15 protein-coding genes are annotated in these 15,149 nt (G+C 55.6%); 13 read left to right on the top strand and 2 right to left on the bottom strand.

Going from position 1 to position 15,149, the window contains the following annotated elements; translation table 11 throughout:
* Positions 1-20 precede the first annotated feature (20 nt).
* The 3 genes from ABC336_RS30035 to ABC336_RS30045 all read left to right on the top strand — a co-directional run bounded on the left by ABC336_RS30035 (position 21) and on the right by ABC336_RS30045 (position 1,542).
* The gene (locus ABC336_RS30035) at positions 21-413 is read left to right on the top strand and encodes a hypothetical protein (protein ID WP_413242163.1); all 393 of its coding nucleotides are present in this window, start codon (positions 21-23) and stop codon (positions 411-413) included.
* Between the two features lie 123 nt (positions 414-536).
* Positions 537-1,190 carry a phosphatase PAP2 family protein gene (locus ABC336_RS30040; protein ID WP_413242164.1) on the top strand — a complete coding sequence of 218 codons (654 nt, stop codon included), beginning with the start codon at positions 537-539 and terminating at the stop codon, positions 1,188-1,190.
* Positions 1,191-1,413: 223 nt separating this feature from the next.
* Entirely contained in the window at positions 1,414-1,542 is a 129-nt protein-coding gene (locus ABC336_RS30045) for a hypothetical protein (RefSeq protein ID WP_413242165.1), read from the top strand.
* Here ABC336_RS30045 and ABC336_RS30050 read toward each other — a convergent pair.
* Positions 1,531-2,022 (bottom strand): Crp/Fnr family transcriptional regulator, encoded by a 492-nt coding sequence (locus ABC336_RS30050; RefSeq protein WP_413242166.1) that lies wholly within the window; start codon positions 2,020-2,022, stop codon positions 1,531-1,533. The two genes, ABC336_RS30045 and ABC336_RS30050, sit on opposite strands and share 12 nt — an antisense overlap.
* A gap of 276 nt (positions 2,023-2,298) precedes the next feature.
* Here ABC336_RS30050 and ABC336_RS30055 point away from each other — a divergent pair, with 276 nt between their 5' ends.
* The 4 genes from ABC336_RS30055 to ABC336_RS30070 all read left to right on the top strand — a co-directional run bounded on the left by ABC336_RS30055 (position 2,299) and on the right by ABC336_RS30070 (position 5,007).
* Complete coding sequence (locus ABC336_RS30055) at positions 2,299-2,943, top strand: helicase-related protein (protein WP_413242167.1); 645 nt, start codon at positions 2,299-2,301, stop codon at positions 2,941-2,943.
* A gap of 45 nt (positions 2,944-2,988) precedes the next feature.
* Positions 2,989-3,438, top strand: coding sequence for a hypothetical protein (locus ABC336_RS30060; RefSeq protein ID WP_413242168.1), 450 nt, complete (start codon positions 2,989-2,991; stop codon positions 3,436-3,438).
* Between the two features lie 116 nt (positions 3,439-3,554).
* Positions 3,555-3,971 carry an RrF2 family transcriptional regulator gene (locus ABC336_RS30065; RefSeq protein ID WP_413242169.1) on the top strand — a complete coding sequence of 139 codons (417 nt, stop codon included), beginning with the start codon at positions 3,555-3,557 and terminating at the stop codon, positions 3,969-3,971.
* Between the two features lie 193 nt (positions 3,972-4,164).
* Positions 4,165-5,007 (top strand): stalk domain-containing protein, encoded by an 843-nt coding sequence (locus ABC336_RS30070; RefSeq protein ID WP_413242170.1) that lies wholly within the window; start codon positions 4,165-4,167, stop codon positions 5,005-5,007.
* Positions 5,008-5,067: 60 nt separating this feature from the next.
* Here the strand turns inward: ABC336_RS30070 and ABC336_RS30075 are convergent, their stop codons facing one another.
* On the bottom strand, positions 5,068-5,811 hold the full coding sequence (locus ABC336_RS30075) for a hypothetical protein (protein ID WP_413242171.1): 744 nt from the start codon (positions 5,809-5,811) through the stop codon (positions 5,068-5,070).
* Between the two features lie 90 nt (positions 5,812-5,901).
* Here ABC336_RS30075 and ABC336_RS30080 point away from each other — a divergent pair, with 90 nt between their 5' ends.
* The 6 genes from ABC336_RS30080 (at position 5,902) to ABC336_RS30105 (ending at position 15,057) form a co-directional block, all read left to right on the top strand.
* The gene (locus tag ABC336_RS30080) at positions 5,902-8,175 is read left to right on the top strand and encodes a response regulator (protein ID WP_413242172.1); all 2,274 of its coding nucleotides are present in this window, start codon (positions 5,902-5,904) and stop codon (positions 8,173-8,175) included.
* 120 nt (positions 8,176-8,295) lie between these two features.
* A complete protein-coding gene (locus ABC336_RS30085) occupies positions 8,296-10,149 on the top strand; it encodes an assimilatory sulfite reductase (NADPH) flavoprotein subunit (RefSeq protein ID WP_413242173.1) in 1,854 nt (617 codons plus the stop codon).
* A gap of 20 nt (positions 10,150-10,169) precedes the next feature.
* Entirely contained in the window at positions 10,170-11,888 is a 1,719-nt protein-coding gene (cysI, locus tag ABC336_RS30090; RefSeq protein ID WP_413242174.1) for an assimilatory sulfite reductase (NADPH) hemoprotein subunit, read from the top strand.
* Between the two features lie 256 nt (positions 11,889-12,144).
* Entirely contained in the window at positions 12,145-12,918 is a 774-nt protein-coding gene (locus ABC336_RS30095) for a spermidine synthase (protein WP_413242175.1), read from the top strand.
* Between the two features lie 148 nt (positions 12,919-13,066).
* On the top strand, positions 13,067-13,369 hold the full coding sequence (locus tag ABC336_RS30100) for a phasin family protein (RefSeq protein ID WP_413242176.1): 303 nt from the start codon (positions 13,067-13,069) through the stop codon (positions 13,367-13,369).
* 14 nt (positions 13,370-13,383) lie between these two features.
* A complete protein-coding gene (locus ABC336_RS30105) occupies positions 13,384-15,057 on the top strand; it encodes an AarF/UbiB family protein (protein WP_413242177.1) in 1,674 nt (557 codons plus the stop codon).
* Positions 15,058-15,149 lie beyond the last annotated feature (92 nt).

Consider the following 15,149-nt stretch of genomic DNA (forward strand, 5'->3'; position numbering starts at 1 on the left):
GAGATAACAGGAGGTCAATCATGGAGAAAGTATGGAGTATCCGATTGATTCGGTTCGCTGCACTGTTTGGACTTATCGGTACATATATGGGGTCGCATATGGCCGGCATTATGGATTACAGCCTGCGGCCGATCCATGCGCATATTTTGCTGGTGGGGTGGCTGTCCGTGTTTGCGTGGGGGATTTTCTACCGCGTGTACAACATTCGCAAGCCCAAGCTCGTCTCGCTTCACGCTATATTGGCGATGGTCGGCGCATTCGGACTTACCTTCGGGATGTGGATGTACAATCTGAATCCGTTCGGGCTGAACGAGACGCTCGTCTTGGTCGGCTTCATCGTCGGCGGCTCGGTGCTATTGCTCGCATTTCTACTGTTCATCCCGATCACTTTCCTGGTGACAAAAGAAGACTAACCCACCCGGAAAACGCTGGGAACTTAGACTGAGGTCCAGCGGCAGGCCCGGCTCCGGTCGGTGGCACGATCATCTGAAGGCACATATAATCAGGTATATCTTACCGTGTGCGAGGAGATTCAAATGCCAAAACGCGTGATGCCTTACCCGTTGCTGCTGCTGCTTGTTATCCCGTTGATGGGACTTCTCTACGTCTGGATTAACCGTGAGCCCGGTCAGCTTCATCTGCTGGTCACCGATCTGGACAGCAAGATTCCGATGATCAAAGCCTTTATCGTTCCTTATATGATCTGGATGCCGTTCCTTTATCTGACGCTGATCTACTTTTATTACCGGGACAAACGCTTATACTATGAGACTCTCATTGCTTACACCGTCAGTGTGCTGATCTGCTACGGCGTCTATATGGTGTTCCAGACGACGGTACCTCGTGCGGAGCTGGCTGGAGACGACTTGCTTAGCCGGATGGTGAAGTTCGTCTATGCCAATGATCAACCGTTCAATTGCTTCCCCAGCATTCACTGCCTGACGAGCTACCTGTTGTTCCACGCAGCCAGCCGCAGCCGTGCCGTGAGCCGCCGCGTCCTGCTCGGGATCGGTCTGCTCTCCTGGACGATTATCGTCTCGACTGTCTTCGTCAAGCAGCATGTGGTGCTGGATGTGTTCGCGGGGATCATGCTTGCCCATGTGGTGCTGACCGGTGTCCAAAAGTGGATGGGCTCGCGGGTTCGGTTGGACCGCAGCGACCGCAGGCAGCTCCCGGCCGGGATGTCCTGATTGCAACTCCTGTTCCGTCACAAAGATGTGGCAAAAACTGTGATCCGAATCACAAGACGGCGTTTCCGTACTTTGCCGACTCCGGGCGGATCCAGGCTTATTACTGTTATGAGCAGCCGACGGACGAGGACCGGCAAGCTCAGCGGGTTCATAAAGAGGGACGCATCGATGCGGGCTGGTTAAGCCCGATGTGAGCTGTTATGTATGCGGGCCGGAGGCGTTTATGCGCGAGGTGTATGTAGCGTTGATCGGGCTTGGCGTAGAGGCTGCGGATATCCATTGCGAGTATTTTGGGCCGGAGGGCAGTCTGGACATCGCGAGATCGGAAGCGGCGGCCGGGTCACGCGCGTAGCAGACGGTTGACGGTCTCCCGCCGCAAACCGAGGAACTGGCCGATCTCTTCCTGTGTCAGCACGTCAGTCAGCGGCTGGGGTCCGATATAGTTGCCAAACCAGTCTTGTAAAGCGTTTAGCTTGTCGGCCGGTGCGGTGTGTGTCAGCTGGTCGATCCGCTGCTGCATCATCCGCAGCTTATTCTGAAGCAATCCGGCGATCTCTAGCGCTTTACGGGGATGCTGTTCGAGCTCCATGTACCAGTCGCGCGAGGGGATCACTTCAACTTCACTCGTCACCAGCGCTACAGCGGTGCCGTGGTAGGGCTGGGGACTGATCAGCGAATGATGTGGGATGATCTCGTCAGCGACGATGATGTTCATCAGGATCGAAGTACCGTTCTCATGGATCCGGACGATCTTGAGCATGCCGCTGACCAGCTTGTACAACGAGCCGTTCTCACCCTGTCGGAACAGGGTTTCTCCTTTATGCAGACGCATCGTTTGACAGCTACTCCTCTCTTCTGCCAGCCTCGGGCCACTTGGGACCGGGGCTGTTCGGTCATTTGTGGACCGGGTAACATTTAGAAGGATGGTTATGTTTCCCGGACCTGTTATAACGATTATACGCATACCCGGCATCCGGTGACAACGATAGCAGGCCCGCCAGCTTAGAGAAAATTAATTGGCTCATTCCACTGATATCCGTTAATCTAGGTAGGAAACGATCCAAAGTATCGATGCTTGCGATACGTACGGGAAGGTGGTTATGCAGCAATGAACATAGCTGAGAAGCGAATAGCAGTCACGATGGAAGCAGAGCGGGAGGCCGGCTATCTGCAGCTGTTGCACGATTATTTTGCCGCTTCGGAGCTCAATAACCGCGCGTCGTCGATCGATGCCAAGAAACAGATGATGCACACCAAGGAGCAGATGCTGCAGCTGTGCCATTCCGAACCGGCCAAGCTTGATGCCTTGAAGTCTGTCTTGCGTAGAGCATACGAGAATCGGGAAAAAGCGGTTGTCATCACGAGGGCAAGCGGTGTTGCTATGGCGATCCTAGAGAGGCTGGAGCAGGATGCGGAGGCGGCGGAATGGGGGGTTATGGTGCTCTCATCTGACCTAAACGTACATGAAGTAAGCGCACAGCTCGACCGGTTCTCGCAGCGTATGGACAACTCGGTGCTGGTCCTTACGGATGCCGCCAGCCCATCGCTGAATCTGTCGGCCGCCAACCATCTGATCCATTATGATTATCCTGATACCTATGCGCAGATCGTCCAGCGCAACAATCGGATTACCCGGCAGAACTCCTATCATACCGAAGCGAGTATCTATTATATGATGTGTGAAGGCAAGATCGATATGCTCAATTACCAGCTCTGTATGAAAGAGGGTCTGGAGCCGGCCGCTTCACTGTGAACGATAGCCGGAAGTGGGCGACAATGAATGAAGGACGTGCCATTTATGACCAACGAAACGATCATTACCATAGAAGACATGCTGGCCGAGGCCGAGTTGTTCCAAGCAATCTATCCGGACTTGATCGGCGAGATCGAGAGAATCGAGCATACACGCGGCAAGCTCGTCGACTTCCAGCTTATGCAAGCGATCTCTTATGCCAAGAATGGATTGGGCGTGCTGAATTACGAACGGCGCCAGATTATCAACACCATCCTGGAGCAGTTCTCCGCCATCTACCGCAAGGGCGGCCGTATCGAAGCCGCCCAGTGGGCGCAGGAGACGTTCGGCTGCTACTCCGAGACGGTTGAGCCGGAGACGGGGAGCGAGGCGCTGCCGCGGATCGAAGAGCTCTCTGCGTTGATCCAGGAGAAAGAGACCGAGCTGCTCAAGCTGTATCGGGAATATTATATGCTTCAGACGTATCAATCCAAGCAGGAGCCCGCTCCGGAATGATACAGGCCATACCCCCGGAGAGGGTTGTACGGGTGGTGTACAGCTTGACGGACGCAACCTTGCAGCGATATGATAAATGAACGAAAGACGGGTAGACAGAAAGGGCGGACCAATCCATGAAATACTCCAAAGCGACCAACTATGCGCTGCATACGATGCTGCATCTTGTCGCTTCCTCACCGGACAAACCAATCGGGGTACAGAAGCTGGCTGAAGCCCAGGGGGTATCGCCTACCTATCTGTCCAAGATTCTGACCAAGCTGGTCAAAGCCGGACTGATCGAATCCGCATCAGGTGCCAATGGCGGCTACCGTCTGCTGCGCCGCAGCGCGGATATCAACTTCCTGGATGTTATCCACGCGATCGAGGGAACGGCCTCGCTGTTCGACTGCACGCTGGATCATCCGTCGACCTGCCTGATCCAGCAGGTCATGATAGAGGCCGAAGAGCGGATGGAACAGCATCTGCGGGAGAAGAAGCTGTCTGATCTGGCTGAGTCGATGAGGAATTGCGACGTGAATCAGCATGCTTGATAGGCAAGATGCAAAAACGGTTATACACGCGATTGACAAGCGGGTATAACCGTTTTTGCATGTGAATGGACGGCATATCGCTTCCCGAAACAGCGTCTTCATACATGGAGATGGAACTTTTTGAAAGAACCGAGCGTCAGTAAACAATAATCAACAATATACCTTAGGTAAGATGCAGAAGGAGTAGATCAGGATGAAGCAAAAAAAATGGTTGATCGCAATAACGGCAGCCGGCTTGCTAGCCACCTCGGCAGGCGCTGGCGCAGGAGCGCTCATGGAGAGCGTAACTGGAATCCAGCATGGCGATGTCAAAGTGACGGTCGATGGCTCGGAGACCGCGCTGAAACCGGTCTACATCGACGGCAAAGCTTATCTGCCTGCCCGCGAGACCGCAGACTTGCTCGGCTACAACTTGAACTGGAGCAGCCAAGAGCTGATCCTGAAGGAACGGGATGCAGGAGAGCAGGAACCGGAGGTTCAACTGCTGGATCTTAACGGCGTCATCATAAGCATCGAGGAGTCGGACGGTGTCTACCGGGTTGAAGTGATGGGACATGGGCCCAATCCGTGGCTGGTCTTGAGCGTAGATGAGGAGACTGAGCTCACAGGCACAGAAGGAACGCTGATGCCGGCTGATTTGCAACCGGGCATGAAGATCGAGGCTAGGTACGGTCCGGCTATGACGAAAAGCCTGCCGCCTCAGAGTCAGGCCCATGTAATCATCGTCGGCGAAAGGGAGTTGTCCGGCGAGCAGTTGAAGACATACCGCGATGCGGCCTGGCACTTCGTGTCGGAACAGGAGAAGACGACGGTGCTGACCAAGCCGGAAGAAGCGCGGGTAGAGATCGTTCCGGCGCAAACGGCAGGGATCCGGGGCAGCAGCGATCAGCTCAGCGCACTTGAGGCTTTGGTCAAATTGGATGGCCAGATGGTCACGGTCACTTACAAGACCGAGCGGGATGCTCTGCTCGGACCGCTCACTGTTGTGCTTCATCCAGAGACTGCTGACCTGCTCGGATATTTTATTCGCAAGTGAATCATAGCTGCGCAGGGACTGTCTCGCAGAGGCAGTCCTATTTTTGGACTGCCGTGATGGCTACGGTTTCTGAATTTTGGAAGGGTTATTGATCTTGTAAGGCACCGGATGCCGTGTCAGCTTCTTGGTGATGATCTTCGCTTCGAACGTCAGCTCATCGCCCTCCGCCAGTTCAAGCTTCTTGAGCGTGTTGCTGTAACTGGACCAGGCGTCGCCGATCTCCATCTCCGGCTCCAGCATCCGGACCTGCTCGTAGACGACGACCTCGTCGTCTTCTTCCGTGAAGTGATTGGGTATGGAGGCGAACTCCTTCACGACGGCGGAGAGCTTGACCTTTTCCTCAGGAAGCTTCAGCTTTATTTTCTTTTCTTTCTTGACGGTTTCCTTGCGGGCCTTGGGCTCGGTAGCGGCGCCGTCGGTTGCCGGAATCCCATCCTCCTTGGCGGCGGATGCTGATGTCATGACAGGTTCCGCTGACGCGGATGCGTCGACGGCTCCAGTGTGTGTACGGGCTTGTTCGGAGGTACCGCCCCGCTGACTGAAGGAAGAGGTCTGCATCTCTTTCAGGTAAGAGGGATGGATACAATGAAGCTCGCCGTTCTCGAATTCGATCACTGCCGTCATCGCATCGATAAAACCGACGACTGAGCATGGCAGCTGCCGGCCGTTTCCTTTATACACAAACGCCTTTAATTTGACCGCCTTATCCGAGAGCAGCCCCCATTCCTGGCATTTCTCTAATACGGAGGATTCGTCAGATAACGGCGTAAAGTCGCCGGGTGGGATGACAAATGGATATTCCATGCTCGATTCCGCCTTTCAATCATACTAGAACTAGTGTAGCATGGTCAGTATGATCATGCCAAACAATCGGAGGACGGCCATATTAAAAGCATGAGTTACAGGAAAAGACAGATCATTGGATTCGGGACGGTTATACTTTTATTCATCCTTGCCTTCGGCATAACGATGGCTTTGGTTGCCGGTACGGTACACAATACAACGGATGGACTGGCAAATGCAACCCTCATTATCGGCTGTATGGTGCTTATCATCCTGATCCTAAGCGTGCTGATCGCGATCTGGGTGATCCGAGGAACGACCAAGAGTCTGCGGCACGTGACCAATACCATTACACGAGTTGATCTTACCAAGGCCGAACAGCTGCCTCGGCTTCACATGGACACTGGTGACGAACTGGACAATATCGCCGATGCTTTCAACAACATGGCCGATGCACTGGAGAGGCATAACCGTCAGGTCCGCAAGCTAAGAGAACATCAGGAAGAGCAGTATTTTATTCAGACCTCACTGGCGGAAGCCGCTCACCTGTATCAGGGCGTCGAAAATATGGCTGTATTGGGCGAAGCCTTTCTGAAATTGGTAGCCCCCAAAGTCTCTTCCTTGCAGGCTGGTATTTACTTGCGTAAACAAGATAATGGAGAAGAAGTACTCACTCGAGTTGCCGCCTATGCGGTCGAGCCCAGTAAGCTGCATATCGACAGCTTTCGGTTGGGAGAGGGTATGGTCGGGCAGGTGGCTTTGGAGAAAAGGCGTGTGGTAATCGGTGACCTGCCTGCGGGCTATCTGATCGCCTCCGGGCTGGGTCAGGCGGAGCCGGTGAGTGTGCTGATTCAACCCGTTGTTTTTGAAAATCAGATTGAAGCGGTGATCGAGTTCGCAGCGCTGCAGCCGTTCCTGCCGCTGCACGAGAAGCTGCTGGATTTGCTCTGCTATACTTTCGGCATCGCCGTAAACAGTGTGCGCAGCCGGACGGAAGTGGAGCGGCTCCTTCAGCAATCCCAGCAGTTCACAGAAGAATTGCAGACGCAAGCTGAAGAGTTGACGATCCAACAAGAGCAAATGCAGGCCATCAACGATCAACTTGCAATACAGAACCGCAATATTATGCAGAAGTCTTCCGAGCTGGAGTTGACCAGCCAGGAACTCGAACGTTATGCTGCTGAGCTCGAGCAAACGACCCGCTATAAGACGGAGTTTTTGGCTAACATGTCGCATGAACTGCGGACGCCGCTCAACAGCATACTTATCCTGTCCCAAATGATGAGCGAGAACCGCGGTGGGAAGTTCGATGAGGAAGATGCGGACTATGCGGGCATTATAGGGCGGGCTGGCGAGGAATTGCTGCTGCTCATCGATGATATCCTTGATCTGTCCAAAATCGAAGCCGGTATGATCGAAGTCGTCACCGAGGCCGTGGTTATCGCAGAACTGCCGGAGATGCTCCGGGAGAACTTCGGAAAGATCGTGCTCTCCAAAGGGATCGAGCTGTTGATTGAGCTGGCGGATGATGTGCCGGGGGTCGTTTATTCCGACGGCAAACGTTTAAATCAGATCCTCAAAAATCTGGTCTCCAATGCGATCAAGTTCACAAGCAAAGGGGAGGTTCATGTTCTGATCAGCCTCGCGGACAAAGAGCAGGAGGATTGTCCTGATGAACTGAAGCAGGCCGATCAGGTGCTGAGCTTCCGGGTCCGGGACACGGGCATCGGCATTGCCAGAGAGAAGCAAGAGACGATCTTCCAAGCTTTTGAGCAGGCTGACGAAACAACGTCGAGGCAGTACGGCGGAACAGGGCTGGGTCTGTCCATCTGCCGTGAGTTTTCGCGACTGTTGGGCGGCTGTATCCATGTGCGGAGCACCCCTGGCGAAGGAAGCTCATTCACGCTCTATCTGCCGTCCCGGTCATCCGGTGCCGAGGATACTGGGGAGGAGATCGACAGTGAGGGTATGCTCTCCTCGGAAGTAAGATCCGTCTCCCCTGGTTATAAGCCCGAGGATTATACGATCCTGATCGTAGATGACGATGACCGCAACGTGTTCGCGCTGCAAGAATATCTGGAAGATCAAGGGTTCCACGTACTCATCGCTTGGAATGGCCAAGACGCACTGGAGAAGTTGAAAAGAAACCGCAGCGTGCATCTAATCCTGATGGATCTGATGATGCCGATTATGGACGGTTATCAAGCGATGCGAGAGATTCGCAAGGACCAGCGGTTGCGCGAGCTTCCCGTCATCGCAATGACTGCCAAAGCCATGAAATCAGACAGGGAGGAGTGCGTCGCTGCCGGAGCTTCGGATTATATCAGCAAGCCGCTCCACATGAAACAATTGATGTCGCTGATCCATGTATGGACCGCTTCATAACTGGTATGGTTTATAACAAAATCTGTCGAATGATATCAGAACTATTAATATGACAGGGTGTTCATGATCCGATACAATAGAATTCATATGTATGTATACAGATGAACGAGGTGAATCGCATTGCAGTTTCATGTAACGAACAGTCCATTCAATGAAGAACAAGCAGAGCTGCTTAACCGTCTGCTGCCGACGCTCACGCCATCGCAAGTCTTGTGGTTGAGCGGATATCTGGCCGCTGCTCCGCAAGCTGCGGCCGCGCCAGCAACAGGGGATGCTGGTGCAGCGGTTGCAGTCGCGCCTGCAGGCTTGCCGGCGGCCGTGGTCCCTGTCCCAGCCGCCCCCAAAGAGGTGACCGTCCTCTTCGGCTCACAGACGGGCAATGCCCAGCGGCTGGCGCAGAGTCTGGCGCGTACGCTGGAGGAGCAAGGGCTAGTTACCACGTTGACCTCGATGAGGGACTTCAAGCCGGCCGGCCTCAAGAAGCTCACGCATCTGCTCATACTCGTCAGCACGCACGGCGAAGGCGACCCGCCGGACGCCGCACTGCCTTTCTACGAATTTCTGCATAGCAAACGGGCGCCCAAGCTGGATCAGCTCAAGTTCTCGGTACTGGGACTTGGCGATACGTCTTACGAGTTCTACTGCCAGACCGGCAAGGATTTCGACAAGCGTCTGGAGGAGCTGGGCGGCGAGCGTCTGGCGGCGAGAGCTGACTGCGATGTCGATTATGATGAAGCAGCCGCTGCTTGGTTCCGCGAGGTGCAGGAAGCCCTCAAGGACCAGTCTCATTCGCCGGCAGCCGGAGCGGCCGTCCAAGAGGCAGCCGCTGCGACAGGCGTGGCCGAAGCACCCGGCTATTCGCGGACACATCCGTTCGAGGCCGAGATTCTGGATAATATCAACCTGAACGGACGCGGCTCCAATCAGGAGACCCGTCATCTGGAGCTGTCTCTTGAAGGTTCCAACCTGCAGTATGAACCAGGCGACGCCCTCGGGATCTATCCGCAGAACCATCCGGAGCTGGTCGAGCTCCTAATCCGTGAGAACGGCTGGCAGGCGGAAGAGCTCGTACCGGTCAACAAGGACGGCGACGAGCGCTCGCTAACCGAAGCGCTCACCCGTTATTATGAGATTACCGTGCTGACCAAGCTGCTCATGGTCAAGCTGGCCGAGCTATCTTCAAGCGAGGGCTTGCGCAGGCTGGTTGCCGATGAAGGCGAACTAAAGGATTATCTGGGCGGTCGGGATCTGCTGGATGTGTCGCAAGACTTTGGGCCGCTCGGACTGCCTGCCCGCCAATTCGTAGGGGCGCTGCGCAAAATTCCGGCCCGTCTGTACTCAATCTCCAGCTCTCTCAAGGCGAACCCGGACGAGGTTCATCTGACGATCCGAACCGTCCGTTACGAATCCCAAGGCCGCAGCCGTTATGGCGTCTGCTCGGTGCAATGCGCGGAACGGGCAGCTGCCGGCGATTCGCTGCCTGTCTATATTCACGAGAATCCGAACTTCAAGCTGCCTCAGGATGGCGATACGCCGATCATCATGATCGGACCGGGAACGGGCGTGGCTCCGTTCCGCGCCTTCCTGCAGGAGCGTGAAGAAAATGGAGACGGGGGCAAATCTTGGCTGTTCTTCGGAGACCAGCATTTCCATACCGACTTCTTGTATCAGACGGAGTGGCAGCAATGGCTCCAGAACGGTACGCTGACGCGGATGGATGTGGCGTTCTCTCGCGATACCGAGCATAAAGTCTATGTCCAGCACCGGATGAAGGAACAGGCAGCCGATCTCGTCCAGTGGCTCAAGGATGGCGCCTATCTGTATGTGTGCGGCGACGAGAAGCGGATGGCCAATGACGTACATCTGATGCTGGCCGAGATTCTGGAGCAGGAAGGCGGTATGACGCCTGACGAGGCTTCTGCTTATCTGACCGATCTGGTCCAACAGCGCCGCTACCAGCGGGACATCTACTAAGTGAAAGCGAGGAACTGGGCATGGCAAACGATCCTTTTGCTCCCAAAGACGCGCCGCCGAGCGACGTCGAGCATATTAAAATAAACAGCAACTACTTGCGCGGGAGTCTCGCGGCGACGCTGGAGGACCGGATCACCGGCTCCATCCCCGAAGATGACAACCGGCTGATGAAGCATCACGGCAGTTATATGCAGGACGACCGCGATCTCCGCAATGAACGGACCAAGCAAAAGCTGGAGCCGGCTTACCAGTTCATGCTGCGGATCCGCGCGGCAGGCGGCATCATCACGCCGCAGCAGTGGCTGGTCATCGACGATCTGGCACAGAACTATGCCAGCGGCTCGATACGTCTGACGACGCGCCAGTCCTTCCAATTGCACGGGATAATCAAGTGGAACATGAAGCATACTGTCAAAACGATTAACGACACGCTTTTGACCACACTGGCAGCTTGCGGGGACGTCAACCGCAATGTCATGTGCAATCCGAATCCGTATCAATCCGATGTGCACGCAGAAGTATATCAGTGGGCGGACCGGATCAGCGAGCATCTGCTGCCGCAGTCCCGCGCCTATCATGAGCTGTGGCTGGACGGCGAGAAAGTCTTCGACAGTCAGGATGGTGTAGAACAAGAGCCAATCTATACCAAAGTGTATCTGCCGCGCAAATTCAAAATCGGCATCGCAGTGCCGCCATCCAATGATGTCGATGTCTACTCTCAGGATCTGGGCTTCATCGCCATCATCGAGAATGGCAAACTGGCGGGCTTCAATGTGACTGCCGGCGGCGGCTTAGGGATGACGCACGGCGACACGCTGACATATCCGCAGCTGGGAAGAGTTGTCGGCTTCTGTACGCCGGAGCAAGCAGTTGACGTGGCCGAGAAAACCGTGACGATCCAGCGCGACTACGGCGATCGCTCGGTGCGCAAGCATGCGAGATTCAAATACACGATCGACGACCGCGGGATCGAATGGTTCAAGGATGAACTGACCCGCCGGCTCGGCTGGTCGCTGGAGCCGGCCCGCGAATACCGCTTTGATTCCAATGGCGACCGTTACGGCTGGGTCAAGGGTACCAACGGCAAGTGGAATCTGACGTTGTTCATCCAGAATGGCCGGGTGGCCGACGATGAACAGGGACAGATCATGACCGGGCTGCGCGAGATTGCCAAGTTCCATAAGGGAGATTACCGGCTGACTGCCAACCAGAACCTGATCATCGGCAATGTGAGCAGCCAGAGCAAACGCAAGATCGAGAAGCTGGCCGAGCAATACGGCTTGACCAGCGGGCTGAACAGCTCGGCGCTGCGCCGCAATTCGATGGCGTGCGTCGCACTCCCGACCTGCGGACTGGCGATGGCCGAGTCCGAGCGCTATCTGCCAAGCCTGGTCGGCAAGCTGGAGACGATTCTGGCGGAAGAGGGGCTTGCCGAACAAGAGATCGTCATCCGCATGACCGGGTGCCCCAACGGCTGCGCCAGGTCGAGTCTGGGCGAGATCGGGTTCATCGGCAAAGCGCCTGGCAAGTACAATCTGTACCTGGGCGCCAGCTTCAATGGCGACCGGCTCAACAAGCTGTACCGCGAAAATATCGGAGAAGAGCAGATTCTCTCCGAGCTGAAGCCGATCATCGCACGTTATGCCCGCGAGCGCGAAATTGGTGAACATTTTGGCGATTTCGTCATCCGTGCCGGGTATGTCACTGCTGTCACATCGGGAACCAATTTCCACGCTTAATCGATACCATATATCTCAAGCAAAAACGACTTCGTCGTCCTTCTAGGGCGTGCGAAGAGCTTTGTCGGAGAAATACAAGCCAAGTAGATAGGAGAATCATATACTTTCTTGTATTTCAAGGTGAAACGGCTGTCGCCGTCTTTGGCGGTGCAGCGCGTTTCATTCCATAGAATTCTAAGCTGAGTATGAATGTGAAACTTATACGCATAGAATTGCAAAAAGCCGTGCGCCCCACGGCTTTTTGCATTGCGAGGCCATGTTCTCGGAGAAAGGAGTTGCGGCCGACATGCAGGAAGTGTGGCGCGAGCGGACCGCGTATCATGAGATCCGGATTGTGGAGACCACGTTTGCAGAGGGGCGGAGCGGCAAGTTTCGGCTGCTGCAATTCGCTGACATGGCGATCCAGGGGGCGATCGATCTGGAAGCTCCACGTCGTGTCGTCCTCGCGTATCCGCAGGCCATCCTCCATCTGATCGGGGATTCACAGCGCACCTTTCAGGAGCTGTATGTGATCGGGCACGGGATTGGTACGATCCCAGCGCATTGCGAAGAGCAGGGCCTGTCTGTGAAAATTGCTGAGTTGGATCACCGCATTGCCAGTCTGAGCAGGGAATGGTTCGGCTACAACGGTCCTGACGTGACGATCGGCGACGGCCGGGCGCTGCTGCAGGAGCTGAAAGGCGCGAGCCTGGATGGCGTCATCGTCGATGCCTTCTCTGCATCGGGCACGCCCAGGCAGCTGATCACCTTGGAGTTCTTCCAGTTAGCGAGAACGAAGCTGCGCGATTATGGGATTCTGATCCTCAATCTGGCCGGCCGGCGCAGCAACGACAGGCTCGTCGCAGCCATCCGCGAAACTGCGGCTGCGTGTTACGCCTATACTGAAGTTTTTGCACCGGACGCTATGCCTGCATCTGAAGTGTGCAATATTCTGATTGCGGCCAGCGATAGCCCGATCCGCTTCTCACCTGCTGCGATGGCCGGTTTTCAGGCGATTCCGGTACTCCCCGGCTATGTGATTTATGACTAACAAGTTGACGGGGCCGATCGGCTCTTTGACGGTGTCGCCTTGACTGGCTCTATGCCCGATGCTACGATTTAGGAATGAAACAACATCCGTTGCTGCATCATGAGAAGACGTAAGATCGATCTTAATTATGAAGGAGCTGTGATGTGAGATGAGAGATACGTTGGGAAGAGCGCTGTCGCTCGGATTCGGACTTGCGATGGCAGGCAAGGAGCAGGTGGAGAAGACGATCGAGGAGTTGGTGCGCAAGGGAGAGGTCAGCCGGGCCGAATCCAAGGACCTGGTAGACGATCTCGTCAAGCGCGGCGATGAAGTGAGGGATCAGATCGAAGCTGCTGTCCGGGTAAGGACGCAGGAGATGCTCAGGGAGGGCGGCATCGCTACCAGAGAAGAGATGGCGAGGCTTGAACTGCGGATCGAGCAGTTGGAGGCGAAGCTGAATAACGAGCACTGACAGGAGGTATGGGAATGAGCGCTGGCAAGCGGATACGACATTTGCAGCGTTACCGGACGATCGCCGCCGCTTTTGCCCGCAATGGCCTCGGTTATGTCTCTCAGGAGATGGGGATCAGCGACAAACTAATGATCTTCAGGCGCGACGACAGTCAGGATATCCACAGCAAGAGCATCGGAGAACGCTTGAGGCTGCTGCTGGAGGAGCTCGGCACCACCTTCGTCAAGCTCGGTCAGATCGCCAGTACAAGGCCTGATCTGCTGCCGGCGGATATCCTGCAGGAGCTGGAGCGCCTGCAGGACCACGTGCCTCCCTTTGCCTACGAGGAGGCAGCAGCCATCCTGGAAGCCGAACTCGGGGCTCCCGTGGATCAGATATTCCGGTCGTTCCCCGAACTGCCGATGGCTTCCGCCTCGATCGGCCAGGTCTATCACGCCGAGCTCAAGGACGGCACCTCTGTTGCCGTCAAGATCCAGCGCCCCAATATACATCATGCGGTCGAGACCGATCTGGAGATCCTGGCCGACCTCGCCAGGATGGCGGAGCACCGTCTGGAGTGGGCCCGGAACTACCGGCTCCGCGATATTATCGATGAGCTGGGAAAGGCACTGCGAGGCGAACTCGATTATACGGCAGAAGCCCGAAACGTAGAACGGTTCGCGGAACAATGCAAACAGCTGAAGCATATCCATGTGCCGACGGTGACCTGGGACTACTCAACCAAACGGGTGCTGACGATGTCGTACATTGAGGGGATCAAACTGACTCAGCATCAGCTGCTTGATCATGCAGGACTGGACCGGAAGAAGCTGGCGGAGCGGTTCTCATCGACGATCTTTCACCAGGTGCTGGTGGAGGGGCTGTTCCATGGCGACCCGCACCCCGGCAATGTACTGGCGCTCAAGAACGGCGATCTTGCGCTGCTGGATTTCGGCATGGTAGGCAAGCTGTCCCCTTCGATGAAGAGGCATTTCGCCTCCCTGGTGATCGCGCTCCGCAACCAGAGCACCAAAGGGGTGATCCGGGCGATCTCACAGATGGGCATCATCCCCGAAGAGGCCGATCAGGATGCTTTGTACAGCGATGTGGACGAGATGCGGGAAAAGTACTATAAGGTGCCCCTGCACCAGATCAGTCTGGGCGATTCGGTTAACGATCTGTTCGCCATCGCTTTCCGTCACCGGATCCGCATGCCGGCAGAGATGACGCTGCTGGGCAAATGTCTGCTGACGATGGAAGGGGTGGTCTCGTCGCTCGATCCCGACTTCAGCGTCTTCGACGTCGCCGAGCCGTTCGGCAAGCGTATGCTGCTGGAGCGACTGAGTCCGCGCCAGATCATCAAAAACTGGATCGAGGATTTCCCCGACTATCTGGATATGCTGGGCGAGGTGCCGCTCAGCCTGCGACAGATGTCGGCGTTGCTGAGACAGGGCAAGCTGCGGATCGAGGTCGCTTCGCCGCAGGTCGAAGACCTGATGAAGAAGATGGACCGGATCAGCAATCGATTGTCGTTCAGTATCGTGCTGCTCTCGCTGAGTATCATTATGGTCGGTCTGATCATCGGCTCGGCGCTCAGCGAGTCGAATACGATGCTTTGGCGGATTCCCGTCATCGAGATCGGTTTTATAGTGGCGTTGCTGCTGTTTATATGGCTGATCTATGCGATTTTCCGTTCGGGCAGGTTTTGAAGGCGTTGGTGTGTATGCCAACGTCAGTCCGCTTCTTAATAGACTGGCGTTGGTGTGTGTGCCAACGTCAGTCCGCTTCTTAATAGACTGGC

It is taken from the genome of Paenibacillus jepli (assembly GCF_047238105.1).
Lineage (GTDB): Bacteria > Bacillota > Bacilli > Paenibacillales > Paenibacillaceae > Paenibacillus_D.